The sequence below is a fragment of the Rhizobium rhizoryzae genome (assembly GCF_011046895.1).
Classification (GTDB): Bacteria; Pseudomonadota; Alphaproteobacteria; order Rhizobiales; family Rhizobiaceae; genus Neorhizobium; species Neorhizobium rhizoryzae.
Map to the genome: position 1 here is coordinate 39,122 of NZ_CP049248.1, position 25,008 is coordinate 64,129.

The following is a 25,008-nucleotide window of genomic DNA, read 5'->3' on the forward strand; positions in this document are numbered from 1 at the left end:
CATGCCCCAATGAAAAAGGCTCTCCCGGATCTGACCGGGAGAGCCTTTTTGTTATTTCGCATTCAGGACGCGGAGCGGATCAGCCCAGCCAAATGCCAGAATTGATCTGCGGCGCAACAGCAGCCACGTTTTCGGCACTTTCTGCAAAGGAGGCCAGAACATAGGCACGGCTGACGCCTGCATTGAGTTCGCCGACCCAATAGTTGACGCCGCCCGTTTCACCCTGACGATCGAGAACGTTCAGGTAAAGACGGTTCACATAGTCGAAGTTCGACGGGTTGGAACCATAGACCGAGCGGAATTCGGCAGACTGCACGAAGCCCCAACCCACTTCCGTCAGGCTTGCTCCCTTGTCGAGCTGGTTTACCCAGTAGTTCAGACCACCGGTGTCCGGCGTGCGATCGAAAGCCGCCTGATAGATGCGATAGGCCTGCCCGGCATTGCCGTTGATATCGACAGCCAATGTTCCGTTGTCGAAGCGAACACGCTCAACATTCAGGAAATCATTGTCGGAGGTGCCGTTCTTCTTGTCGAGGAAGATGTAACTTCCATCCGAGCTGATTGTGAAATCGGAACTACGACCGGAAAGGACAACCGTATCGATACCGCGGCCACCATCGACGATGTCGCTGCCACCTCTTGTGTAGATGGTGTCGTAGCCATCGTAACCGGCCAGCTTGTCATTGCCGGTCGAGCCGTAGATCGTGTCATCACGCTGCAGCATGAGGCCGATGAAACCTTTCAGGTCACCACGGCTGAGGTAGAAATTCGCCTGTGCGGCGGAAATGGAGAAACCGTAGATTTCGCCAACGATGGAGTTTCCAGTGTACTGGCTGAAACCGGTCATCGTGCCAGTCACGAGGCTTCGGCCAGAATAACCAAAGCCGTAACCGTCATAATAGGCCGTTCTCGTACCATCGCTGATGACGAGTTCGGTTGACGTGCCGCGTACGATATCCCCCGCCCAGAATGTCGGGTCGATCAGGTTCGTTGTCGTATAGGCCTGGGATGTCGCCACTCTTAGTCCTCCATCAAAGCATGTGCCACTGGGTGTCAATTAGCACATCTTTATATTCAATCATGGTGTCTAGCTTGCCATCAATCCGGGGGAAATTGAGGCGCAACGCCCCCGAAGCAAGAGCAGCCTTTAAAATTATCACTATTTTCCGCTGGCTTGCCTGTAGCTTTGCTGAACAGAAGGCGCTGATCGAGGAAATTTCAGCGACAGGGGCTGGCTCAAAACATTGGTAACCATTTGCCGCTATACAGGATGCACGGGCCTTGTTCTGCCCCATGCCGTCGAGACGTCCTTGTAGTGCGTCCGCCTCGACGGCCAATGCCTTGTCCACCATCGGGAACAGGGATCGTCGGTCTTCGACCCTTCAGGCAGTCAGGCGCGACGGATTATCCCGCCACGCCTTCTCTCTCTCGATCAGTTCTTTTCGCGCCCGAATTCATCGGAAACGCGCACGATATCGTCTTCCCCGAGATAGGAACCCGTCTGGACCTCGATCATTTCCAGCATGATCTTGCCGGGATTGTGCAACCGGTGCAGTTCGCCCTGTGGAATGTAGACGGACTCGTTTTCGCGGACGAACATCACCTTGTCGCCGACAGTCACTTCCGCCGTGCCCTTGACGCAGACCCAATGTTCGGAACGGTGGAAATGCTTCTGCAGCGAAAGCTTCTTGCCCGGAAGCACGAAGAGGCGCTTCACCTGGAAGCGGTCGCCATGCAGCAGCGACGTATAGCCGCCCCAGGGACGATAGGATGTCGGGTGGGTCTGGGTAAGGTCTGAGGTTGCCTTTGAAGCGGCGAGCTTCTTGACCAGCTTGCCGACTTCCTGCGCTTCATCCAGACGGCCGACATAAACGGCGTCTTCGCTGGCGATGACCGCCATATCCTTCAGGCCCTGAACGGCAAGATGCGTCGAGCGGGAGAGAACCAGCGAATTCTCGCTGTTGACCACAGTCGCATTGCCGAGCACGACATTGCCGCCTTCGTCCTTTTCGCCAAGCTTCCAGACAGCATCCCAGCTGCCGAGATCCGACCAGGGGAAGGTGGAAGGGACGACAGCAGCGTTCGAGGTTTTCTCCATCACCGCATAATCGATGGAGATGTCCGGGCTCTTCGAGAAGCTGGCTTCATCGAGGCGCGCAAAATCCAGATCGGTCGCGGCGTTTGAAACCGCATCCTGGGCCGCCTGATAAACCTCCGGGGCAAAGGCCAGGAGTTCGCTCAAGAGCAGGCTTGCCTTGCACATGAAGATGCCGGAGTTCCAGTAGAAGCCACCGGCGGCCAGCATTTCCTCGGCCTTGGCGACAGGCGGCTTTTCCACGAAGCGCTTCACACGGTAGGCGCCCGTTTCCAAAGCCTCGCCCTGCTCGATGTAACCATAGCCGGTCGCAGGTTCGGTCGGGGTAATCCCGAAGGTCACGATCTTGCCGCTGAGTGCCGTATCACGAGCAATCTCGATCGCCTTGCGGTAATGCGCGCCCGCATCGATTTCATGATCGGACGCCAGGAGTTGCAGCACGGCATCTTCGCCAAAACGGGCAGTCAGGAAGAAGGCGGCGGCTGCAATCGCAGCTGCCGTGTTGCGGGCAACGGGCTCCAACAGGATGCCGGAAAGGTCTACACCCACTTCACGCGCCTGCTCGGCAACCTGGAAACGAAAGTCCTGATTGGTGATGACGATCGGTGCCTCATAAAGATCCGGATCAGCAACGCGCTCCAGAGTTTCCTGAAACAGGGTGCGGTCACCAACGACCTGAATGAACTGCTTCGGTGCACTTGCACGCGACAGCGGCCACAAACGCGTTCCCTTGCCGCCAGCCATGATGACGGGGATGATCTTGACGCTCACGAATATCTCCCAGACTTCCAGTGAATGCGAGGCCAGGCGGCCCCGCGCAGGTTTTCTTCAGCGGTTGCCCGCAGCCCATTGACGAATAAGGCCGAGGCCCTGCTCCAGCAAGTCGCCAGCCGCCTGTTCGTCGCCTGCCTCGACATAGCAACGCATTTCCGGCGCATTTCCGGATGGACGGAAGTGGATGATACGACCGTCATTGAGCGTGACCCGCAATCCATCGATGTCGCTCTTGCTTGCAACAGTGGCGATCGGCTGCAGGAAAGTGGAAAGGTTCGCGTCCGACTGACGAAGATGCGCCATCAGCGCAGCGCTCGTCTCGACCGGAAAATTCTCCAATCGGTCCGCCGCGGCAAAGGGCAGTTTGAACGAGGAAGCAACTGCAGAAAGCGGCTTGCACTCCCCTTTCGCCAAGGCAAGCGCTGCCAGAACCGGCAGGAAACTGTCGCGTGTCGGAAGCGGCTCAAGATCCGTCCCGGACAGGGAGAAGGTCGAGGCCGTCAGGACGCCGCCATTGGCTTCAAAGCCCATGACGGCCTGTTTGCCACCCGCCAGTGCCGCGTTCATGCCTTCGATGACATAGGGGGAGCCAACGCGCGTGCGGGTGACGCTGTAGGTTCCGGCGGCTTCGATGCCTGAATTCGATGTCACAGGCGTTACGACGATCCGGGCATCAAGCAGGCGGGCAACGATGAGGCCAAGAAGATCGCCCCGCACGGGAGTACCGGTCTCATCTGCCACGAGCGGCCGGTCGCCGTCGCCGTCAGCGGAAACGATCGCGTCAAGTTGGTGCTCGGCAGCCCAACCTCTGAGCAGGCCTATGGTCTCTTCGGAAACTGCCTCGGTATCAACGGGAATAAAGGTCTTGGAACGACCAAGCGCAAGGACCGAAGCGCCATAGTGCTTCAGCACCTGAACCAGGCCATCGCGTGCGACAGTGCTGTGCTGGTAGACACCGATCTTCAGCCCCGCCAGTGCCCCGCTCTTCAGAAGCTTGGCATTGCGATCCAGAAACTGGCCGAGTGCCTGCGCTTCCTGGTCCGGAGCGTCGGACGTGGCAAGATCGAATTCAGCGTCATCCAGCTCCCCGGCGATCCGGGTGATCTGTTGCTCGTCATTCTTGTCGATCTCGCCGTCCGGGCGGTAGAACTTGATGCCATTGCGATCTGCCGGGATATGCGAACCCGTCACCATCAGCGACGCCCGCTTGCGCGACATTGCATAAAGCGCCAGCGCCGGGGTTGGAATGAACCCGCAATGGACGGGCTTCAGGCCAGAAGCAGCCAATGCTGCGATGCATGTACCGGCAATAGAGGGGCTCGACGGGCGGAAATCCCCTGCCACGTAAATTTCGTCGCCTGCCTTTGCCATGCCGGTTTCAAGCAGATGGCGCGCGAAAGCCGTTGCATAGAGCGCAGAGGCATGGCCCTCAAGTTCCGTAACAAGTCCGCGAAGGCCGCTGGTGCCGAATTTCATGACAAGGTCCTCATGTCCCTGCGTGGCGGCCCATTCTCTCCTGCAACAGGCCCACCCGCACATTTATTCGTGTGCTGGGTTAAGCTGTTCTTGCCCTGTGTCAAGCAAGGCGTGCGAGGCAATCTTCTAATTCATAGATGGCGCACACAATATGGTAGAAGGAGCTTGCCGGTGCATCCTCATCCACAAAGCTGCCATCGGCTTTCAGCTTGTCTCGCCACAAGCCCTTGAGCGGTACGTCCAGAAAGAGCTGGAGCGCATGTACGGCACGCATGGCCGATGCGAGATAGGCCTGCCGCTCCTGGCCTTCCGTGATGACAGCCAGCAGCATGGCACTTTTCAGCCATTCGGTTTGTGGCCACAGACGAGCGAGAGGATCGTGAACGGAAAAATCGTCCAGCAGAGCCATGACCGCAACCTTGCGTACCGGACAGAGGCCATGCCCCTCGCCGATTTCAAAAAGCCGCTTGGCCTTTTGAAGTGCATCCGGGCGATTTCTGGATATCGCCCAACGCGTCAAGAGCCATGCCCATTCGAACTGATGTCCAGGTTCCATGATGCGACCGCGCGCATCCGGGTGCGGCTTCCACTCACCGTCGAAGAATTCGCGTAAGCCTCCACTTTCCGGATCGATGAAATGTGTCAGACAGAGTTCGGCAATGTCGTCGGCCTGGGCGCGCCAGATCTCATGGTCGAATCCGGCCTGCGTTTCGCAGGCCATCGCGGCCTCGAACAGATGCATATGCGGATTGGAACAGAGAGGAAGTTTGCGCGGGCTCGCCTCTTCAAAGCCCGCCTTGGGATGCGCATAAGCGGCCTTCAAATTGTTCAGCATCTGAGTTGCGCGTGGGCCGAGCTCGGAACGGCGATGGGGCTGCGCCTTTGCGATATGGGCATAGGCCAGAATTGCGAATGCCTGATTGTACAGATCGAAGCTCTCGTCGAGCACCCTGCCCTCGTGATCGGCGAGACTGGCGTAAAAGCCGTTCGGGAGTTGGTAGGTTCGGTCGTAGTAATCGAAACCCCTCTCAACCGCGTTTTGCCACTCACCGCCCCATCCGCGGTTGCCCGCCTCCGCAAAGCAGAAAACCTGTCGTGGATGCACACGGGATCGACGGTGGGTGGTCGTCGCTTGGCCGGTCAGGGTGAGTGTTTCCGAGTAGCCTCCGTCTGGGCCATGAAAACCCTCTGCGAGCCACAAAGGAAGTGCACAGTCGTGAAGCCAGACTTTCAGTTCTGATGCCGAGCGATTGAGGCTGTCGAGCAGTTGCGACGGATCTCGCGATCGGGAAAGTGTCTCGTGATCTGCGATGGCTGCGGATTGTAAGTTCAAGCCTGTCATCTCTCGGTTGGTTCGGCGACTAATTTTGAGCAGGCAAGAGGATGCGGTCTATTGCAGGCTCGGTGGGCCTCCAAGGCTTATCTGGCAGGGCCTCTCTTGGGAAGAGGTCCGGCTTTGTCCTTCCCTGCGCATTGATCAACAGTAGTGCTGATTGAGCACGATCTCGACCTGCATGCTATCATGATTGCAAGCTGATATCATTTTGATTGCATGTTGATTGATATCAAAAAGCTATCTGAATGCTATTTCGATAGATATCAATCAATCATATAGCTATAAGCTATCAATCTGATTGCGATATGAATGCTATTTCGATAGCTTTCGCGAAAGCATTCCTGCGGAGATTCGCCATGCCTGTCATCTGTGCCGCCAATCCGAAAGGCGGAGCCGGAAAATCGACGACCATCCTTGCAATCGCCACGGCGCTTGCGCAGCAGGGGGGAACAGTGACGATCATTGACGCCGATCCGAACAAACCCATCACCGATTGGCGCAAGGGCCCAAGCAAGCTGCCTCTCAAGGTCATCAGCGATGCAACGGAAGCGAATATTCGCGATTTGATCAATACGGCGGCCGCTGAAGCTCAGTTCGTCTTCGTCGACCTAGAGGGTACAGCCAGCAGGTTGGCATCGCGAGCCATCATCAGAGCCGACCTGACGCTGATCCCGCTCGGCGGCAGTGCGCTTGACGCAAAGCAGGCAGCGCGCGCCGTTGGCCTCGTGCGGGAGAGCGAAGAGGATATCGGCCGCAAGATCAATTTTACCCTCGCATTCAACCGTACGAGCCCGCCACCCTTCATCCGGCGCATCGAGCGGGAGATCACCACCCAGATGCTGGAGAACGAGCTGCCGGTCCTTAAGACCCATCTCTATCGACGAGAGGCCTATAATGCGATGTTCATGGAGCGGACCAGCCTCTTTGAACTCAACCCTGCCAAGGTCAACGGTCTGGAAGCTGCCATCGACAACGCGATCCAGCTGACCGAAGAGGTTCTCGACGTTCTCAAATCCAACGCAACGGAGCGCGCCGCCTGATGAGCAACGATCTTGGATTTGGCAAGCCGAAGAAGCTCGATCTCTCCGCCTTCCAGCCACGCGCGCCTGAGCCACTGGAAACCAAAGCCGCTCCTGTTCGGGATGAGGAGGAGGCAGCGGATCGCGCCGCCGAACGCGTGGGCTTTCAAAGCCGGGAACCTGTCCAGCGCGTGAAGAGGATCCGGCGTGTCAGTGAACCGCTTGATCAGGCTTTTGTGCGCGCCCCGATCGACGTCATCAACCGCTTCAAGCAGTACTGCAACCAGACAGGCATGTCCTATGGCGAAGCGTTGGACGAATTGATGCGCAAGGCGGGAATTTGAGGAAGACACTAGGCCAAGGTCGGCTGTGTGCCTTTGAACGCTTCTGCTGCGTGCGTTGGAGCAGTTGTCCGGGAGAGCGTTGATCGCAGGGGCGAGGGGAGTGACGCTCGCCTGGATCGGATCGCTTGCACGGCATTACGCCGGAAGCTGGCGATCGCTATTTTCAACCTGCTCGCATGCTTCGATCAAACGAGCTTTTCAGTCCTTGAGATCTTTGAGACCTTTATCGGGGGTCCATCCTCCGATGGTGACGGAAAAAATGTAAAACATTTTTGCGTATCCTGCCACTCTCACAGCCACTCTCACAGGCTCCCACTCCGAGTAAAGATGACGGCCATGAAGCGTCGCTTTTCATGAGAGGCGACGCACGGCAGTAGGTGTCATCACGGCTTCTCATGACCGGCGAAGAGAGAAACGCTATCGTCTGACGCTACAGAGGATCGCTACAATAGCGCGCTACAGTCATCTTCTAGTGTAGCGAGGTAGCGTAGGACAGTATGGCACTGAAGCTATGTTGTTCTGCTCAGGAGCGGCCAACATCTTAGATGCTTCGAGCTTTCAGACCAGGCTTGGAGCTCGAGACTTTTGTTGCTGTCGTGATCGCGAAAGTGCTCAACAACTCGGAAATCCTGCGTCCCGGGCCTGTCTTGCCTGAGCTTGAACAAGTGATTTCGGTTCGAGAAATTTCGCTCCGTACCTGACCGACACGACAAAAGCGTCGAAATCCGCGTCCGCGACAAAATCTGTTTTTGCCTGCCAGAGTCTGGCCGGAAACCGACTTGGATCAGGGGCGGAAAAACCGTCAGTTTTTAGCTGGCAACGGCTGGTCTTGGTGCACTCAAAACCCGTTTTTGTCGTTCCGGATTTTTCCTTCACCCCTTCAAAAGCCTCTTTCCCGCTGTGCGTTTTGTCGGCTTTTTGTCGCCCTCGCGGAGTTTTTGTCTAGTTTTGATTGTTTTATATAGTTTTACGAAAAAAAAAGGACTTTTTCTGTCTTCAAATCAGAGGCTTATCAATTTTTGTCGTCGGCGATGTACGGAAAAATGTCGGCCAAGTACGGAGTGTCGTCGGCCAAGTACGGAAACAAGTCGGTCAAGTACGGTCTGTCCACAGGCACGACAAAGAGGGGGCAATTCTATTTTGTCGTCGGCAATGTACGGAAATGGCGAATGATTTTTGTCGTCGGTCATGTACGGAAGTTCACGACAAAAATGACCGACAAAAACGAGTGGCTTTTCACTCGCTGTCGATGAGCGTCGGCACGTTATGGGCAGCCGTTTCCTCGCGCCGTTTCATGACGAGAACGGTCCCGTCCTTACCCTCCTGAAGCGCCAGATCATAGTCCGGCATGGGGAAGGCCTGCGTGCGGGTGATGAACTCTTTCAGGTCATAGGCGAATTTGCGATATTCCTGGGTGGAGCCACTGCGCTTGTAGATTTCGCGCACGCTGTAGGTTGCCTCACCCTTGCCGGCAGCCTTGCGCGCCAGACGGTAGATAAAGCGACCAAGACCCGAACTGATGAGGAAGTAGTCCTCGTGAAGTGTCAGCAGCGGAATGGTCTTCTCGTTGCGCACCACGCTCGTGTAGACCCAGTCGGGAATGGTGATCTCGATCATGTCGATGCGGTTGGCATTGGTGCGGCTCACCACGCTGTAGCCGCCGATGAGCGGGCGGCTGTCCACCTGGCGGCGGCGACCGTTCGACAGGTTCACCACCTTGATCGTGGTATTGGCCAGACGATCGAGAGCGGCTTCGAGATCCTCATAGGACTTTCCGCCATCGGAGCGACGGCAGAATTTCAGGACATGCGAGGCACTCGGACGATAGGTCTTCGGCGGTAGGCTGGGGCGCAAGCCCTTGGCCTCCTCACGCCGGTAGCGCGTGACTTCGTCGGCCAGATGCGAGACCATGTTGAGGAAGATGTCGTAGTCGAACACGGTTGCCAGGCCGGTTTCGGCGCCGCCCTCGATGGTGATCAGGCTGTCTTTCAGCTCGTAGCGGATGATACCGGCATTCGAGCGCTTGCTGAGCGAGAAGGGGGCAACATCCATCAGGTTGACGTCGTCCTTGATCGGCGCGTCATAGACGGTCGGCACGAAGAAGGTCAGCTGTGCATCTTCCGGAGGGGCCGAGCGCAGGATGCGCTTGGGCTTGCTCTCCTGCATCAGCACGGCTGCAATATCGGCCTGCAGGCTTTCATTGCGGATGGCTTCGCCGAGATTGCGGATTGCGCGTGTGATCGGGCTATCGTCATCCTCGATCTGGTCGAGCTTGAGATCGGCCCAGACGCGGCGGCTGTAATAGCGCCGGAGGCGGCTCAGCGCATCCTTGTCCAGCTCACACTGGTCGCGGCCGTGAAGGTCGGCAAAACGCTTGGAGAGGTCCTGCAGATAGGCATTCTTCTCGTGCAGGGAGAGGCTGGCGAATTCCTCGCGCGGCATCAGGTTGAATTTCGAGCGTTTCATTCCGTCCTGCAGGCTTTCGATCCCAAGCAATGGGTTTCTATCATCGACATTTGGTATATGAACCGTCCCGAACGTCGTCGCTCTGGCATCACCGAGGGCGAGCCCCTATCCAATGACAGGAAATGCCGAAAATGCTAGCAAAATTGAAACAGCACCTCAAGGAGGTGATGCAGAGTATCAAGGTCATCCAGCCCGATGATCGCAAGCATTTTTCGACTGAAATCGATAAGTTATCTGCGCGGCTCGACCGCATTTCCCAACTCAACAGCGGGATCTATATCGACCTTCTCAAGGAAAAATCCCCGCGCTATTCGGATCAGAGATCAATCTCTGCTGCCTACGGACAGGTTTATAGCCAGAACAATGAAGATGGCATCATAGCTGAAATCTTCCGCCGTATCGGAACCGACAGCAAGACCTTCATCGAGATTGCTGCAGGTGACGGTATCGAGAATACAACCCGGCTCCTGCTTGAGACAGGATGGCGCGGCCTGTGGGTGGAGGCAGGCGATGCGGAAGCCGATTGTATCCGCAATCTGATGCGCACACCCATTGCCGATGGGCGGCTTGCCTTCGTCAATGACAAGGTCACCCTCGACAATGTGGAAGCCATGGTCGAACAGAGTGGCTTCGTAACGCCGGACTATATTTCCGTCGATATCGACTACAACACGTCGCATGTCTGGCGGAAGCTGATGCGCTTTCGTCCGCGTCTCTTCTGCATCGAATATAACGGCCACTATCCGCCGAGCACGGATTATGAAGTCCCTTACCGCGAGGACAAGTTCTGGGCCGGAACGACCAAGTTCGGGGCAAGCCTCAAGGCAATGGAGCGCATTGGCGCCGAGCATGGCTACCGGCTTGTGGGTTGCGACATCTTCGGAGTGAATGCCTTCTTCGTGCGCGAGGATCTCTGCAGCGAGGCGCTATTCATCGGCCCGTTCACCGCAGAACAGCATTACGAGCCGCCCCGCTTCAGTGCCGTCGCCATGCGTGGCCATGCGCGGCATCTGCCGTTTGCAGAGGAATAGGATTTTCCGGATCATCACCCTCTGGTGATGATCCGGTCAGTTGCGCAGTCGGGCGCGCTGCGCGTCCAGAACCGATTGCAGCGTCTCTTGCAAATCGATCGATGGAGACCAGCCCAGATCGCTCGTCAATGACGATGGATCGCCGGAGGCTGTTTCCACCTTGTTGGGGAAATAGCGGGCAGGATCGACCTGAACGGTGATCGATCTTGACGATTTTGCCAGCAGGCCCTGCAGCAGGGCTTCGATCATCACGGGCTGTCCGGTCGATACATTGTAGCATCGACGAGCGGGGAGGGGGCCAGTAGCTGCCAGCAGATAGGCTTCCGCAACATCCTGCACATCGAGGAAATCGCGGCGGGCTTCCAGATTGCCGACATTGAGGATCGGTTCCTGCAGGCCTGCTTCGATGCGGGCGATCTGTTCTGCGAAGGCCGGAACCACGTAATCCGGTGTCTGCCCGGGCCCGGTATGATTGAACGGCCGGAAGGCGATGGCCTCGAAACCATCCTCGGCCATTTGCCGCAGCATGATGTCGGCTGCCGCCTTGGTGGCGCCGTAAGGGCTCATGGGCTCAAGGGCAGCCCCTTCCGAAACGGGGCTGGTGCTCCTGTTGAAGGCATTGCCATAGGCTTCCGAGCTGCCCGACCAGATCAGGCGTGCCTTTGGTGTCAGGCGGCGCATGGCGTTTGCGATATGGAGCGTGCCCATCACATTGACGCTCCAGGCGTGCGTCGGATCCTTCTGGGCTTCCCGTGGTGCAGCAATCGCTGCCAGATGCAGGACTGCATCGGCCTCGGCAGCGCCAATGGCGCGCTCGACCGCCTGCGCGTCGGTGATATCAGGGCGAGATGCCGTATCTGGGTCGATGAACTCGACCGGTTCGATCCGGTCAGCATGATGGCTGAGGATGCGGGCCGTGACGGCACGTCCCACGAAACCTTGCGATCCGGTGATCAGAAGGCGGCGCTTCGGCATGGTGACGTGCTCCTGTCTTCACGAATGATCCTGCCCCACGATCAAGCGGGACAGGATAAAATCTTAAGCGCCGATCAGGAAAGGCGCTTCAGGTCAGCTTCGACCATTTCACGGATCATGTCTTCCATGCTCGTGGTCGGTTCCCAGCCGAGCTTGGCCTTCGCCTTGGCCGGATCTCCGAGCAGGATATCGACTTCGGCCGGACGGAACAGCTTCTCGTCAATGACGAGATGGTCGTCGATGTTGAGGCCGACATGTTCGAAGGCGATTTCGCACATGGTGCGGACGGTCGAGGTGCGGCCGGTGGCCACCACGTAATCGTCAGCCTTGTCCTGCTGCAGCATCAGCCACATGGCCTGAACGTAGTCCTTGGCGTGGCCCCAGTCGCGCTTGGCGCTGGTATTGCCGAGGCGCAGTTCCTTGGAAAGACCCAGCTTGATGCGGGCAACGCTGTCGGTGACCTTGCGGGTCACGAACTCGATGCCGCGCAGCGGAGATTCATGGTTGAACAGGATGCCGCTGGAGGCGTGAATACCAAAGCTTTCGCGATAGTTCACGGTGATCCAGTGACCATAGAGCTTTGCGACGGCGTAAGGCGAACGGGGGTAGAACGGCGTCTGCTCGGACTGGATCGGATGCTGAACCAGACCATACATTTCCGAGGACGATGCCTGATAGAAGCGAGCATCCGGCTTTGCCAGACGAATGGCTTCCAGAACATTGGTAACGCCGAGTGCCGTGACCTGACCGGTCAGGATCGGCTGCTGCCAGGAGGATGCCACGAAGGACTGTGCCGCGAGATTATAGACTTCGTCCGGCTTGATCGTCGTGATCGTGCGGACCAGGCCAGATAGGTCCTGCAGGTCGCCATCGACGATCTGCACGTCTTTTTCGATCCCCAGCCATTTCAGGCGCGTGAGGTTGACGTCGGCTGTGCTGGAACGACGGGCCATGCCGTGAACTTCGTAGCCCTTGGACAGAAGAAGCTGGGCGAGATAGGCGCCATCCTGGCCGGTGATGCCAGTGATCAAAGCTTTGCGGGTCACTTCATGCTCCTGGTTGGTCAAGCAGCGTCATCTGCTTAGATAAGGGTCGCTGTTAGCTGATATTCATATTATTGATTCTGAGCCCTCTAGCGGATGCCCCTTTATCGTTCAAGCGGATCCGTGGCAAATTCCTCGCACCAACGAACAGAGTCGAGTGCACATTATAGTTGAGTTTCCACTTCCCATTGCCTTTGTGACAAACTTCGCTATGAACCGGGGGGATTCAGTGTCAACGGGCTGAAAGACATCGCAATTCAGCCATAATGTTGATACGTTGGTCAGTAAATGACGGTACTGTATTCGCAGGGCATGTCCTGACAGCAGCGATTGGAAGATAGCTTCATGAAAGTAAATCCGTTTCAGCAGGCGTTGACGACCTATCGCACGATCATAGTCGCGACGATGATCTTCAGTATCGCGATCAACGTGCTGATGTTCGTAAGCCCGCTCTACATGTTGCAGGTTTACGATCGCGTCCTTCATAGCCGCAGTGAAATGACGCTGATCATGCTGACGGTCATCGCGCTGGCCATGCTGGCTCTCTACGGCTTGCTGGAGTGGATCCGCTCTCGCGTTCTGGTTCGCGCCGGTCTTCGCTTCGACGAGATGATTGCGAAAAGCGTTTTCAGCCGCGTGATCACGTCGACATTGAAGAGCCCGCAGTCGCGTTCCGAATTTGCCCTCATGGACATCGACCGTCTCCGTGAGTTCCTGACCGGTTCCGGCCTGATCGCTCTTTGTGATCTGCCATGGATGCCGATCTTCCTCGCGGTCTGTTTTCTCTTCCACCCGCTGATCGGCTGGATCGCACTCATTGGTGCAGCAATCATTTTCGCGATTGCTATTGCCAACGAATTCATGACCAAGAAGCACCTGTCGCAGGCCACCATGGCCAGCCAGGGTGCCATGCACTTCTCCAACTCGACGCTGCAGAATGTCGAAGTCATCCGTGCGCTCGGCATGGAAGACAGCCTTCGTTCGCGCTGGAGCTTCATGCATCGTGGCATGCTGGAGAGCCAGGCGATCGCCAGCGACCGCTCCGGCGCTCTGCTCTCGATCTCCAAATTCGTGCGTATGGCCCTGCAGACCATCATTCTGGGTGCCGGTGCCTATCTGGCGCTTGAAGGTGCGATTTCGCCCGGTTCCATCATCGCCGCCTCGATCATGATGGGCCGTGCCTTGCAGCCTGTTGACCAGGTCGTCGGTCAGTGGAAGCAGTTCCTCGGCGCCCGCCAGGCCTATGATCGCCTGAACAAGATCTTCGTTGAAATGCCGGAAGAAGACGAAAAGCTGCCGCTTCCGGCCCCAAGCGGCACACTTCATATCGAGCAGCTGGCCGTAGCTGCTCCTGGTGGCAAGACGCCGCTCGTTCACAGTGTTTCAATGCTGGTGAACCCCGGTGAGGCGGTCGCGATCGTCGGTCCGAGCGGGGCTGGCAAGTCCAGTCTCGTGCGCGCTCTCGTCGGCGTCTGGCCTCCGGCTGCCGGTACGATCCGTATCGATGGTTCCGAACTCCAGCATTGGGATGCCGATGCGCTGGGTCGCCACCTTGGCTATCTGCCGCAGAGCGTGGAACTGTTTGCCGGTACGATTGCCGAGAATATTTCGCGCTTCCGGGAAGATGCAAATCCGGATGATATCATCGAGGCGGCCAAGCTTGCCAACGTGCATCACCTGATCCAGAACCTGCCGGATGGCTATGATACGCAGATCGGCGTTGGTGGACGGTCTCTCTCCGGCGGCCAGCGCCAGCGCGTTGGTCTGGCTCGTGCACTCTATGGCAATCCGTCCGTCATCATTCTGGACGAGCCGAATGCGAACCTCGACAGCGAAGGCGAAGAGGCTCTCAACCAGGTTATCCTGAAGCTGAAGCAGATGGGCAAAGCCATCCTCTTCGTCAGCCACAAGATGAGCCTTGTTGCCATGTCGGACAAGACGCTGGTTCTGGCGCAGGGCCGCATGCAGGGCTTTGGTGCAACCCGCGATCTGCTTCAGCCGAAGCCTGCCGTTGCCGCCGTTGCCCAGCAACCGGCCGGGCAGGGCGAAGGCGGTCAGTCGCAGGAGCGCAGTGCGGCGTCCTAAGGGGCGCCATGCGATGAAGGCAGGTCCCTGCCGGGATCTGGTGGACGACAATCAGCGCATGATGGCGCTAGCGAAAGAAGTGAATGCCTGAGATGACGAAAGCAAAACCTGAAACCAAGCGTTCCTTTTCTCCCAAGCCCTATATCGCAGCGGGCTATGCCTCCGTGTTCCTGGGACTCGGCGTCTTTGGAACCTGGGCTGCGACTGCGCCTCTGGCCAGCGGTGTTGTTGCCCACGGTGTCGTTTCGGTTGAAGGCAATCGCAAGACCATCCAGCATCTGGAAGGCGGCATCGTTTCGGAGATCGTCGTCAAGGAAGGCGATATCGTCAATCCGGGCGATATTCTCGTCAAGATCGATCCTACCCAGGCGACCGGCAACTATACGGTCTGGAGCACCAAGCTTCTCTATCTGCAGGCTGCGGAAGCCCGTCTTGTGGCAGAAGCCAAGGGAAGCGCAGACATTGATTTTCCTGAAAGCCTGCTGACCAGCAGTATGCCGGAAGCAAAGGCTGCCATGGCGCTCCAGAAAAACATTCTGGAAACCCGTCTCAAGACCCGCGATGGTCAGGTCGCAATCCTGAACTCCCGCATCCAGCAATTGGCAAAGGCAACGGAAGGCCTGACGAACCAGTTGAATGCGAGCGACAAGCAGGTCGCGTCGATGAACGAAGAAATGGATCGCATGAACAATGGCCTGAAGACAGGCGCCGTTCCGATTAACATGATTTCGCAAATGACGCGTCAGCTGCTGGAGATGCAGCGTATTCGCGGCGAAGCGGAAACCGATCTTGCCAAGATTCACGAGACGATCAGCGAAACCGAGCTGCAGATCGTCCAGACCAAGCAGGAATATGCCGACAAGGCCGTCAGCGAGCACAAGGAAGTGCGCGACCAGATCGAGGAAGTGCGTGAGCGCGCCCGCGTTGCCAAGGATGTGCTGGAGCGGACCACGGTTCGCGCCCCTGTGCGCGGCATGGTGCAGAATATCCGCATTCACACCACGAACGGCGTCATTCGTCCGGCCGAGCAGCTTCTCGACATCGTGCCGCTGGACGACGATCTGCTCGTCAATGCCCAGATCCGCCCGATCGACATCGATAGCGTAAGCTCCGATGCCAAGGTGGAAGTGCGCTTCTCCGCCTTCTCGGCCAAGACCACGCCTGCGATTTATGGCGAAGTCTCCGTTCTCGGCAAGGATGTTATCCAGCCGGAAGCCGGCACGAACCGCGAGCCCTATTATCAGGCACTGGTGCGCGTCGACGACCAGAACGTTCCCCCGGAAATCAAGGGTCGTATCGTTGCCGGTATGCCGGTTGACGTCATCATCTCGACCGGCGAGCGGACCTTTGCACAGTATCTGACGAAGCCGTTGATCGACTCCTTCCACAAGAGCATGAAAGAGCATTGATCACGCGCATCGCCTCTGTGATCAATCAGGGCTAGGGGTCCGCATGGATGTCGTTCTATCGGTGCAATCGATCAAGTATCCGCTGACGGGTATTGGTCGATACACCTACGAGCTTGCTCGTCATCTGCCACATCTTCCGGACGTGCAGAGCCTGCGTTTCTTCGATGGCGAAAACTTCGTCGATCGTTTGCCGGATGCCAGTTCGCTGAGCGCGGATGATGCGGTTCGTGCTTTTCATGGTGGCCCCGTTCATCGATTGAAGCGGTTTCTAGCCCGCAGCCGTCTGGTCGTTGATGCCTATCGCTTCCTGAAGGCGCGCACGGAAAAATCGCCCTTCGCCGGTCTGGAAAACCATGTCTATCATGGCACAAATTTCTATGTTCCGCGCTTTCCCGGTGCCTCGGTCGTGACGATCCACGATCTGTCCGTTTTCACGATGCAGCATTTCCATCCACGTGAGCGGGTGACCTATCTCGGTCGCGAAGTGGAGGCCTCGTTGAAGCGGGTCGATCGCATCATCACCGATTCAGATTACATCAAAGCAGAGATCATTTCGTATTTTGGCTTTCCGGAAGAACGGATCAGCGTTGCAAAACTGGCATGCGGCGAAGAATTCAGGCCGCGGGCTGCTGAGGAGGTTGCCGAGGTTCTGGCTCATTATGGTCTGGCCTACGGTGAGTACGCTTTCTATGCCGGAACGATCGAACCCCGGAAGAACCTGTCCAATCTCATCGAAGCCTATGGACGGATGCCGTCTTCCGTTCGTGAGAAGCGCCCTCTGGTGCTTGCAGGCTTCAAGGGCTGGAACAATGCCGATATCCTGAACCGGATAGAGCAGGGCAAGCGGGAAGGCTGGATCAAGTATCTGGGCTATGTGCCGAATGACCACCTGCCGCACCTTCTTTCCGGTGCTGCCCTGTTTACGTTTCCGTCCTGGTATGAAGGTTTTGGTCTGCCGGTTCTTGAAGCCATGGCGTCCGGCGTGCCGGTCATGACGTCACCCTTGTCCTGCCTGCCGGAAGTGGGGGGCAGTGCGGTGCTCTATGCTCAGCCGGACCGGATCGACGAGATGACGCAAGGCTGCGAACGGGCGCTATTCGATGAGGCCTGGCGTAGCAAGGCGCGCGCCGATGGTCTTGCCCGTGCTGCAACCTTCAGCTGGCAGCGTTGCGCCGAAGATACCGCGCATGCCTATGCGCTCGCGCTGAAGAACCGAAAATAGTCCTTCAGGATAGGCTTATCAGGAGAAATGCTTTAGTCGACTGCCAAGGCATTTCTCCGGAAATGCATAAAGGTGCTCGTCAAAGCGCCTGGTGAAACCAAACAGTCAGGCAAGGCGACCCCTTATCCATGCTGAATGCCATCTGGAACTATCGATATTTCATCGTGACGTCGGTGCAGGCCGATTTCAGGAACCGCGTGGCACGCAGCCGCCTCGGCCTGTTGTGGCTCGTCATTGCGCCGCTCGCCCAGATCGTCACCTATGCCTTTGTTCTTTCGTCCGTGATGTCGCAGCGACTGCCCGGCATCGATAATACCTTTGCCTATGCCATCTACCTGATGGCCGGCTTTCAGGGCTGGTTGCTGTTTGTCGAGATCATCAGCAGAAGCATGAATGTCTTCATCGAGAGCGGCAATGTTCTGAAGAAGATCGCCTTTCCCCGCATTGCCTTGCCATTGGTCGTCGTCATCACCTCGGTCATCAACAACCTGATCTTCTTCGTTGTGCTGCTGGCTGTCTTCACGCTGGCCGGCTTCCAGATGGGTTGGAATGTCCTGTGGTTGCCGGTTCTCATTGCCGTCAATGCGGCCTTTGCCGCCGGACTTGGCGTCACGCTTGGCGTTTTGAACGTCTTTATTCGCGACGTCGGGCAGATCGTACCGATCGTTATCCAGTTCCTCTTCTGGATGACGCCGATCGTCTATGTGAAAGACATTCTGCCGCCTGCCTTCCAGTCGATCATCAAGGCCAATCCACTGTTTTGGATGGTCGAGAATTATCACCGCGTCATGGTCTACAACACCATGCCGGACCTGAAGGTGCTTGGCGTGCTTGGTTTTCTGGCACTGGTTTTCCTGGCTCTCGGCTTCACGCTCTTCCGCAAGGCAAGCCCTGAAATGGTGGATGTGCTATGACGAATGTAGTCATGACCGTCGACAAGGTCGGCAAGGTTTTTCGTCGCTATCGGCACGAACTGCATCGCGTTCTTGGGTGGTTTTCTCTTCCCGTCGGGCAGCCGGAAGAGCGCTGGGTTCTGCGGGATATCAGCTTTACGGTCGAGGCGGGGCAGGCGCTGGCGATTGTTGGTCGCAATGGCGCGGGCAAGAGTACGTTGCTCAAGCTGATTACCGGCACCATGCGCGCGACCGAAGGCAATATCGGTCTTTCAGGCAAGATCTCCGCCATCCTTGAACTGGGGATGGGCTTCAATCCGGATTATACCGGTCGCCAGAACGTGTTCCATGCTCTCGGCCTCATGGGCTACCAGCATGCGGATATTGCCGCGGCCATGGAAGGCATCGAGGCATTTTCCGAACTGGGAAGCTATTTCGATCAGCCGCTGCGTGTCTATTCCAGCGGCATGCATATGCGGCTTGCCTTTTCTGTCGCGACGGCATTTCGCCCGGACATTCTCATCGTCGATGAGGCTCTGTCAGTCGGTGACGCCTATTTCCAGCACAAGAGCTTCGATCGCATCAAGGAGTTCCGCCAGCAGGGCACAACCCTGATCCTTGTTTCGCATGACCGGATGGCGCTGCTCAGCCTTTGCGATCGGGCTATTCTCCTGCACGAAGGTGCCGTGGCGCTCGATGGCGAACCGGAAACCGTTCTCGACTATTACAACGCCCTTCTCGGCCAAAAGGAAGCGCAACCTATCCTCACCGAAGAGCGGGAGGATGGCCGCGTCCAGACGAGCTCCGGTTCGCGCAAGGTTTCGATTGTCGAAGCGCGGCTTGAAGATGCTGAGGGCGGCCTCATCGATACACTGGATGTGGGAGCAGAGGTCGCCATTCGCGTAAAGGCCAAAGCGAGTGAGGATGTGGAATCTCTCGTCTTCGGCTATGCGATCAAGGACCGCTTCGGCCAGACCATGTATGGCACGAACACCTATTACAGCGAGCAGGCGCTGACCGATGTGAAGGCTGGCGAAGAGATCGAGTTCTCCGCGCGCTTCAGGGCGGATCTTGGTGTAGGGACCTATTCGGTGGCTCTGGCGCTGGTGGGTGGCGAGAACCACATCGAGGATAATTATGAATGGCGCGATCTCGCCATCATCTTCGACGTTGCCAATACCAGCAAGCAGACCTTCGACGGGCGAATCTATCTGCCCTCGGCCTTTGCCATATCAAGGCGCTAGCAGCCTTTCATAATCCTCGCCAATGGTCGTGACGTCGAAATCGCGAGATCGGCGCTTGAGAGCCTCGATGTCGTGCGAGGCATCAAGAGCAGAGGTCATTGCCTGCGCTAGTGCGCCCGGGTCTGCGACAGGCACAAGAGTTCCGAATGTGCCATCCTTCAGGATTTCTCGCGGGCCGTGGGGCGCATCTGTCGATACGATCGGAATGCCCGCGGCCAATGCCTCGACCAGGACATTGCCAAAGCCTTCGGTTCTGGAGGAGAGAACGAAGAGGTCACCCGCCGCATAGCAGGCTGCCGGATCATTCACATAGCCAGCGAAGAGAACGCGCTCGGATAGTCCAAGAGACTGCGCATAGTCCTGCAGTTCTGTGCGTAGAGGACCGTCCCCGAAAAGAACCAGCCGAGCACCCCTTGAAGGATCCAGTCGACTGAATGCCTCAAGGAGGGTTCGATGATCCTTCACGGCAACCAACCGGCCAAGCGTGATGATAACGGGGCCTTCACCCATTTCGGCAAGCCTGTCTTCCCAGGCATAACGCTCATGGCTGCGCCGCGCCGGGGAGGGCAGGGGATTGTAGATCGTGACAACCCTGCTTCCTTCAAAGCCACGCTGAACGAGATCTTGTCCTATTCCATTCGAAACGCTGATTGCCTTGGTGCTGCGCCTTGCCGTCACCCGGTCGAGGAGATTGACCACCGTATAGGCGAGGCCGCCAACCTTCATCTGTGAAGCGGCGTGATACGAGGGAAAAAACAGAGCCCTGGATCTTGCTAACAACAGCGCCACAGCCATCAGGGCATTAGCAAAATCCAGCGCTGAAAAAACGGCATCCGGTTGTTCGCGGCGCAGGAAAAGGATTGTCCGGAACACACCTTTCAGGGTGAGTATCTTGCCGAACCGTCCGTGCTCCGCCGCAAGATCAAGGCTGACCAACCGCACTCTCCCGTCGACCAGTTCCCGGTTGGGGCCTTGGCCGTTCCAGACGAAAAGAGTGACCTCATGACCTCGGCGGGCCATTTCATTGGCAATCAGAACACAAACCCGTTCTGCACCACCACCGATCAGGGCGGGAATATGAAAGACGAGCCGACGAGATTTCGTCACTGATGCGCCCTTGCCGAATGGTTCGATCGCATGTCGACATATATACCGCGGATGACTGAAAGGCTAAGACCGAACAGCAGCCCTAGAAATGCTCCGATAACGAAAAGTACAGCTGTGCCGGGGGGCCATGATCGACCATTCGGAGGCAGTGGGGGTGTAACGATCCGAACGGTGTCTGTCGTAATCAATTCCCGCTCCGAGATCTGCCGGACACGAACCAGAAAGCTTTCGTAGATCTGGGTTTTGGCCGATGCCTCTCGTTGGAGATCGCGAAGTTCGACCTGTGACTGAGCATCGTTGAAGGCGGAGCTCTTCAGTTCGACCATGTTGGAGCTAAGGTTCTTCAGGGCCTCATTGGCTTTGTCCAGATCCGCCTTGGCTGCGTTTGCTGCGCGCTGAAGCTCATTCTTGATCTGTTCGCGCACCGAATTGAGTTCGCTTTGCGTGCGGGCAATCGAGGGATGGCGCAAGCCGTAGATCATTTGCTGAGAGCTTAACTGTTGTTCCAGAACAGCAGCCCGCAGCTTCAGGTCGCGCAATGTGTCAGAAACTACGGGTATGGTGGCGGCAGAGCTGTCGCTGGCTCGAATGAGAGCATTGTAATTGGCCTGGGCATCGATCATCCGCGTGCGGGCGGCCAGAATCTGCGTATTCGTCTGCGACATTGTTTGCGAACTGACGAGTTGTCCATTTTCGCCCGTCGTCAGCCCATGGGTCCGCTTATAGGCTTCAACAGCTTCTTCCGCCGTAAGGGCGTCCTTCTTCAGGTCGGTCAGGCGGTCATCCAATGCCTTGGCGGCTCTACCCGCCGTTTCGGACTCCGTATTGGCAAGTTCAGCATTGAAGGCTTCGATGATTGCCTTGGAAATTGCAATCGCCTTGTCTGTGGACTGAGCTGTCACGGACAATCGTGCCACAAAGGAACGATCGTCTAGATTGAGCGAAATCTTCGTTTGAAGAACCTTGAGTGCCGCCAGATTGGGATCCGGCTTGCTGTTGGATGTGCTGCTGCCAAAGATGGAGGAAAGAAGCCCTGCGCTGGAGGGTTTATAGAATTCGGTGTCTTCGCCCAATCTCAAGCTTTCCACAACGCGCGCAAGAACATTGCCTGACGTCATCAGACGCGCGCGGTTGGAAATGACAAATCGCTGTCCTTCGCCCTGTTGCGCAGGTTGTGCATAGAGATCGTTATTGATGACCTGAAAATTGGAAGGCTCGATCAGGACATCGGTACTGACGGAATAATAACGAGTTGCTAGAAGCCCATAGCTCGCCGCCAGAAATGCAAAAATAAGGCTGCTGGCGATGGTGAGCTTGAGACCTGCTTTCAACCAGACGTAAACCCGGCGAAGATCTACTTCTAGAAAGTCGCCTACCTTTTCGAGGGTGACAGGCGCACCCTGTCGGTCAATTTCAAGCTGCTGAGAGCCAGCGGAATGAGCGCTCATCTCATAGTTGAGCAAGGAGGAAGCGTGCGAAGTGCGCGCTGTTGGATCTCGCTTGAGAGCAGACATGATGTTAACGCCTCATTTTCCTTAAGAGGTTACCTTAAGTCCATGAGGTTAATGTCCCACTTATGGATTGCTGGGATACTTGCTTTGCGTCTCATATAAGGTGGCATGACATGACCGATGAGCGGATGATCTCCGCAAGCCGCCAGAACGCTGTCGAACTGGCCTTTCTGTTATTGACAGTCACGGCATTGTTGCTGCGTCTTTTCGTTCCCAACCTTCTGCTCGATCTATTCGTGAGCTACACGAGCGAAGGCGGCAATTTCCTGGTGAAGTTCCATCTCGCAGCTTATGCAATCGTGCTCGTCCTGTTCGGATCGCTCTTTGCAAGGCCTTTCGTGCTGCAGGGATCAGACATTGCCCTTTTCAAGAGTTTCATTGTCTGTAGCGGCCTGATCGTTTGTCTGACGGCTTTCATCGTTGTCACAAACGGCTTTGGTGCCACCGGCTTTTTAATCGATACCTATCTGATTGCGATGCTGGCCGGATTGCTGCTCATCAGTCAAAGCCGGGAGGCACGCTACAGAATCGGAGAAATCATTCTCATCGTCATGATCCTGAGCGCTGCTCTGGGCATTGTCGAAATGGTGTTTCAGCAGCGTCTCATGCCGTTTAGTGAAGGAGAGCCGGTCTTTCGACCGACAGGTTTGACGGGGCATCCCCTTTCCCTCGGCTCACAGACTGTTCTTGCGATTGGTTTCTTGACGCTCACACGCTGGCGGCTTTGGATCAAGGTTGCCATTGTGCTTGTGCTGTTCGTCGGCCTTGCAGCTGCTGGCGCTCGCCTTGCCATGCTCGCCGGGGCGGCTCAAATCGTTCTTTTGCTTTACTTTTCTTCATGGAGCGGTCTTTCAAAGCAGCAGGAAAAGAAGATCAAGTTTTTCGCTATTCTGTTCGTTCTGATCCTGGGAAGCGTACTGATTGTCGGGCTTTTTGCTGCAGGTTTCCTCAGCCGATTTGGAGGAAGCCTGTTTGACGAGAACTTCATGGCGCGCGTGCGCATCTACCAGGTCTTCAGTCTGGTCACATGGCGCGATATCTTTTCAGGCATGGACGCAAATGTTCTATTGGCGCTGGTTCGGGAAAAGCTGGACCTGCCTTTCATCGAAAGTGCGCCCGTCTATATCATTCTGACGCTTGGTCTGCCCGCAGCGCTCGGCTTTACCTATATCATCGTCAAATATTTCAAGGCTCTTTTGACGGAGGTACCGGTTCAGGCAAAGATTGCAGGCCTTACCTATATCATCGTGAACCTGTCCAATAACGGACTGGCGACGAAGACACCGGATATCATCTTTCTGACTGTTCTGGTGGTCGCTTTCCGCCATGCAGGATCATCAATACCTGCAGTGTATGGGGATCGATATTTTCACCAGGTGCTATCGACAATCTCCAATGGGCCGCACCGATTGAGCGTGTGAATTCCCTTCTTTGGCCAGGCCGCACCCGTTGTGACCGGGAAGACATTTCCGAGAATGACCTCTTCGTCGTTAAGGGAGAGGATCTCGCGCATCCCCAAGCCACCACCATAAACCTCACTGCCATCCTGTACTGGCAGAAAAAGGCGGCCGTTCTCTTCAAGGATGCATCCACCCGGTCGTGCGCCGCGTTTGTCGACCAGGATGGGATTTAGTTTATGCGGCAGCCATGGCCCCATCAGATCCGGGGCACTGTAGACGACGAGCGTATCTGAGGCGCTGCCTTTGCCGATCTTCTCGGTCGCAAACATGAAGAAGCTGCCATCGCGTTCAATCAAGGTCACATCATTGATGTTGGCCCCCTCGATCAGCACACTCTCCCTGATCCATCGATCCGGAAATTCCTCTGCTCTGTAGAGAACCACTTCCTGCGCGCCCCCGGACTCCGGGATCATGAAAATGGAATCCTTGTGTCGGAAAACATTCGGATAGGAAAGGTGGTGGGGTTCGCGAAGCACGACACGAGGCTGCGAGAGCGTTCCATTGTCTTGGAGCTCCGCAACGCTGATAACACCTTTGTCCTCCCGATAGGGAAACTCTTCGACGAAAACATAGAAACGCCCCTTGTGCTCGAAGGGAAACGGATCTGCGTAAAAGCGTTCACCATCATCCTGTAATTCAATGAAGGGGGTTGGGTCAGGCCTATCCCGCGAAGGCGAAATGCCACTTCCTTCTGTCAGTCGCCAGGCTGTTCGCCAGTAAAACGGCTTATGGTTCTTTGACAATCGGGCGATTACTTTTCGCAGCACCGCGCAGCCAAAATCATAACCGTAGTGCAGGAGAAAGAACGAAGGTGTAAGCCTGTTTCTAGAATAGGAGATTTCATGGCCATGGCCTGCTGAAAGGCGTGCAATGGCGCTGAGCAGCAGCGTTTCTACTGCGGCGTTCAACTCATCTTTTGTATGAGACAGAAAGGCCTGCCGGGTTATCATCGGTTGGGCTTGCGCGATGGCGCGTCCATCAAGGAAGGCTACGATATTGGCATGTCGTGATCGGGTCTTTGTGCTGGCGAGTGCTGCCAGGAAATCCCTGTGGCCGTTGATCTCGACCGTAAGACGCGGCACCTGCGCATTCACAGACCCCTGGGTTAAATCGACGATCAGATCAGCATCGAAATTTGACGATTTTCCTTCCGCCACCGTAGGCTCGGGCAGTCGCAAAAGCTTTCTTTCGCCCGCAAGAACAAGGCGGGCAAGGATGTTCCTAGAGGGATTGCCGGAACCTTTATGGATACTGACCTTATGACCCAATAATGTCAGACGGTGCTGGAGATTGTCTAAACAAACATCCGCCTCACCGGCAATTTTCAACATTATATCCATTCTGCTCCCGCCCCGATGAGCTCAAACTGTAAGCAATTCCCCAATATATTATTAACTTTGGATACTTCTGAGTGTCCCTAAGTGCGCCTAGATTAAAATTTTACGTATTTTAGTTTGCGAATATTCATTGCTCCTGCGCCATTTTGCCTTCCAGAAATTCAGGGAGAGAGTGTGCGTG

Annotated in this window: 20 protein-coding genes; 9 read left to right on the forward strand and 11 right to left on the reverse strand. The window is 56.5% G+C overall.

Features of this window, described 5'->3' with window-relative positions; genetic code table 11:
• Positions 1-79: 79 nt before the first annotated feature.
• The 5 genes from G6N80_RS00490 to G6N80_RS00505 form a co-directional block, all read right to left on the reverse strand.
• Positions 80-1,018, reverse strand: a complete 939-nt coding sequence (locus G6N80_RS00490; protein ID WP_165130469.1) for a DUF4214 domain-containing protein — start codon at positions 1,016-1,018, stop codon at positions 80-82.
• A gap of 13 nt (positions 1,019-1,031) precedes the next feature.
• On the reverse strand, positions 1,032-1,352 hold the full coding sequence (locus G6N80_RS00495) for a hypothetical protein (RefSeq protein WP_165130471.1): 321 nt from the start codon (positions 1,350-1,352) through the stop codon (positions 1,032-1,034).
• A gap of 80 nt (positions 1,353-1,432) precedes the next feature.
• Positions 1,433-2,866, reverse strand: a complete 1,434-nt coding sequence (locus tag G6N80_RS23230) for a mannose-1-phosphate guanylyltransferase/mannose-6-phosphate isomerase (RefSeq protein WP_183898050.1) — start codon at positions 2,864-2,866, stop codon at positions 1,433-1,435.
• 57 nt (positions 2,867-2,923) lie between these two features.
• Positions 2,924-4,345, reverse strand: a complete 1,422-nt coding sequence (locus G6N80_RS23235) for a phosphomannomutase (RefSeq protein WP_183898049.1) — start codon at positions 4,343-4,345, stop codon at positions 2,924-2,926.
• A 100-nt stretch (positions 4,346-4,445) separates the two neighbouring features.
• On the reverse strand, positions 4,446-5,612 hold the full coding sequence (locus G6N80_RS00505) for an AGE family epimerase/isomerase (RefSeq protein WP_183898052.1): 1,167 nt from the start codon (positions 5,610-5,612) through the stop codon (positions 4,446-4,448).
• Positions 5,613-6,037: 425 nt separating this feature from the next.
• Here G6N80_RS00505 and G6N80_RS00510 point away from each other — a divergent pair, with 425 nt between their 5' ends.
• Positions 6,038-6,721 (forward strand): ParA family protein, encoded by a 684-nt coding sequence (locus tag G6N80_RS00510; RefSeq protein ID WP_137136919.1) that lies wholly within the window; start codon positions 6,038-6,040, stop codon positions 6,719-6,721.
• Positions 6,721-7,044: a hypothetical protein gene (locus G6N80_RS00515; protein ID WP_062553436.1), complete on the forward strand. Its 324-nt coding sequence runs from the start codon at positions 6,721-6,723 to the stop codon at positions 7,042-7,044. The genes G6N80_RS00510 and G6N80_RS00515 overlap by 1 nt, the downstream gene beginning before the upstream one ends.
• A 1,236-nt stretch (positions 7,045-8,280) precedes the next feature.
• Here the strand turns inward: G6N80_RS00515 and G6N80_RS00520 are convergent.
• Positions 8,281-9,510, reverse strand: coding sequence for a replication initiator protein A (locus tag G6N80_RS00520; RefSeq protein WP_062553475.1), 1,230 nt, complete (start codon positions 9,508-9,510; stop codon positions 8,281-8,283).
• Between the two features lie 167 nt (positions 9,511-9,677).
• On the opposite strand from G6N80_RS00520, the gene G6N80_RS00525 reads away from it, so the two are divergent.
• The gene (locus tag G6N80_RS00525; RefSeq protein ID WP_165130475.1) at positions 9,678-10,541 is read left to right on the forward strand and encodes a hypothetical protein; all 864 of its coding nucleotides are present in this window, start codon (positions 9,678-9,680) and stop codon (positions 10,539-10,541) included.
• 36 nt (positions 10,542-10,577) lie between these two features.
• Here G6N80_RS00525 and G6N80_RS00530 read toward each other — a convergent pair whose 3' ends face one another.
• Both G6N80_RS00530 and gmd read right to left on the reverse strand, forming a co-directional pair.
• A complete protein-coding gene (locus G6N80_RS00530) occupies positions 10,578-11,516 on the reverse strand; it encodes a GDP-mannose 4,6-dehydratase (RefSeq protein ID WP_165130477.1) in 939 nt (312 codons plus the stop codon).
• Positions 11,517-11,590: 74 nt separating this feature from the next.
• The gene (gmd, locus tag G6N80_RS00535) at positions 11,591-12,562 is read right to left on the reverse strand and encodes a GDP-mannose 4,6-dehydratase (RefSeq protein WP_062553476.1); all 972 of its coding nucleotides are present in this window, start codon (positions 12,560-12,562) and stop codon (positions 11,591-11,593) included.
• Positions 12,563-12,904: 342 nt separating this feature from the next.
• Here gmd and G6N80_RS00540 point away from each other — a divergent pair, with 342 nt between their 5' ends.
• The 5 genes from G6N80_RS00540 to G6N80_RS00560 all read left to right on the forward strand — a co-directional run bounded on the left by G6N80_RS00540 (position 12,905) and on the right by G6N80_RS00560 (position 19,412).
• Positions 12,905-14,644: a type I secretion system permease/ATPase gene (locus G6N80_RS00540; protein ID WP_062553444.1), complete on the forward strand. Its 1,740-nt coding sequence runs from the start codon at positions 12,905-12,907 to the stop codon at positions 14,642-14,644.
• Positions 14,645-14,736: 92 nt separating this feature from the next.
• Positions 14,737-16,053 (forward strand): HlyD family type I secretion periplasmic adaptor subunit, encoded by a 1,317-nt coding sequence (locus tag G6N80_RS00545; RefSeq protein ID WP_162249549.1) that lies wholly within the window; start codon positions 14,737-14,739, stop codon positions 16,051-16,053.
• Positions 16,054-16,096: 43 nt separating this feature from the next.
• Complete coding sequence (locus G6N80_RS00550; RefSeq protein ID WP_062553446.1) at positions 16,097-17,275, forward strand: glycosyltransferase family 4 protein; 1,179 nt, start codon at positions 16,097-16,099, stop codon at positions 17,273-17,275.
• Positions 17,276-17,403: 128 nt separating this feature from the next.
• Positions 17,404-18,189 carry an ABC transporter permease gene (locus G6N80_RS00555; RefSeq protein ID WP_165130479.1) on the forward strand — a complete coding sequence of 262 codons (786 nt, stop codon included), beginning with the start codon at positions 17,404-17,406 and terminating at the stop codon, positions 18,187-18,189.
• The gene (locus tag G6N80_RS00560; RefSeq protein WP_165130481.1) at positions 18,186-19,412 is read left to right on the forward strand and encodes an ABC transporter ATP-binding protein; all 1,227 of its coding nucleotides are present in this window, start codon (positions 18,186-18,188) and stop codon (positions 19,410-19,412) included. Before G6N80_RS00555 ends, G6N80_RS00560 begins: the two co-directional genes overlap by 4 nt.
• Here the strand turns inward: G6N80_RS00560 and G6N80_RS00565 are convergent.
• Positions 19,401-20,519 (reverse strand): glycosyltransferase, encoded by a 1,119-nt coding sequence (locus G6N80_RS00565; RefSeq protein WP_246251351.1) that lies wholly within the window; start codon positions 20,517-20,519, stop codon positions 19,401-19,403. The two genes, G6N80_RS00560 and G6N80_RS00565, sit on opposite strands and share 12 nt — an antisense overlap.
• Positions 20,516-22,033 carry a GumC family protein gene (locus tag G6N80_RS00570; RefSeq protein ID WP_165130483.1) on the reverse strand — a complete coding sequence of 506 codons (1,518 nt, stop codon included), beginning with the start codon at positions 22,031-22,033 and terminating at the stop codon, positions 20,516-20,518. Before G6N80_RS00570 ends, G6N80_RS00565 begins: the two co-directional genes overlap by 4 nt.
• A 110-nt stretch (positions 22,034-22,143) precedes the next feature.
• On the opposite strand from G6N80_RS00570, the gene G6N80_RS00575 reads away from it, so the two are divergent.
• Entirely contained in the window at positions 22,144-23,451 is a 1,308-nt protein-coding gene (locus G6N80_RS00575; protein WP_165130485.1) for a VpsF family polysaccharide biosynthesis protein, read from the forward strand.
• On the opposite strand, the gene G6N80_RS00580 is transcribed toward G6N80_RS00575, so the two are convergent.
• Positions 23,400-24,821 (reverse strand): glucosamine inositolphosphorylceramide transferase family protein, encoded by a 1,422-nt coding sequence (locus G6N80_RS00580; protein WP_165130487.1) that lies wholly within the window; start codon positions 24,819-24,821, stop codon positions 23,400-23,402. The genes G6N80_RS00575 and G6N80_RS00580 overlap by 52 nt on opposite strands.
• Positions 24,822-25,008 lie beyond the last annotated feature (187 nt).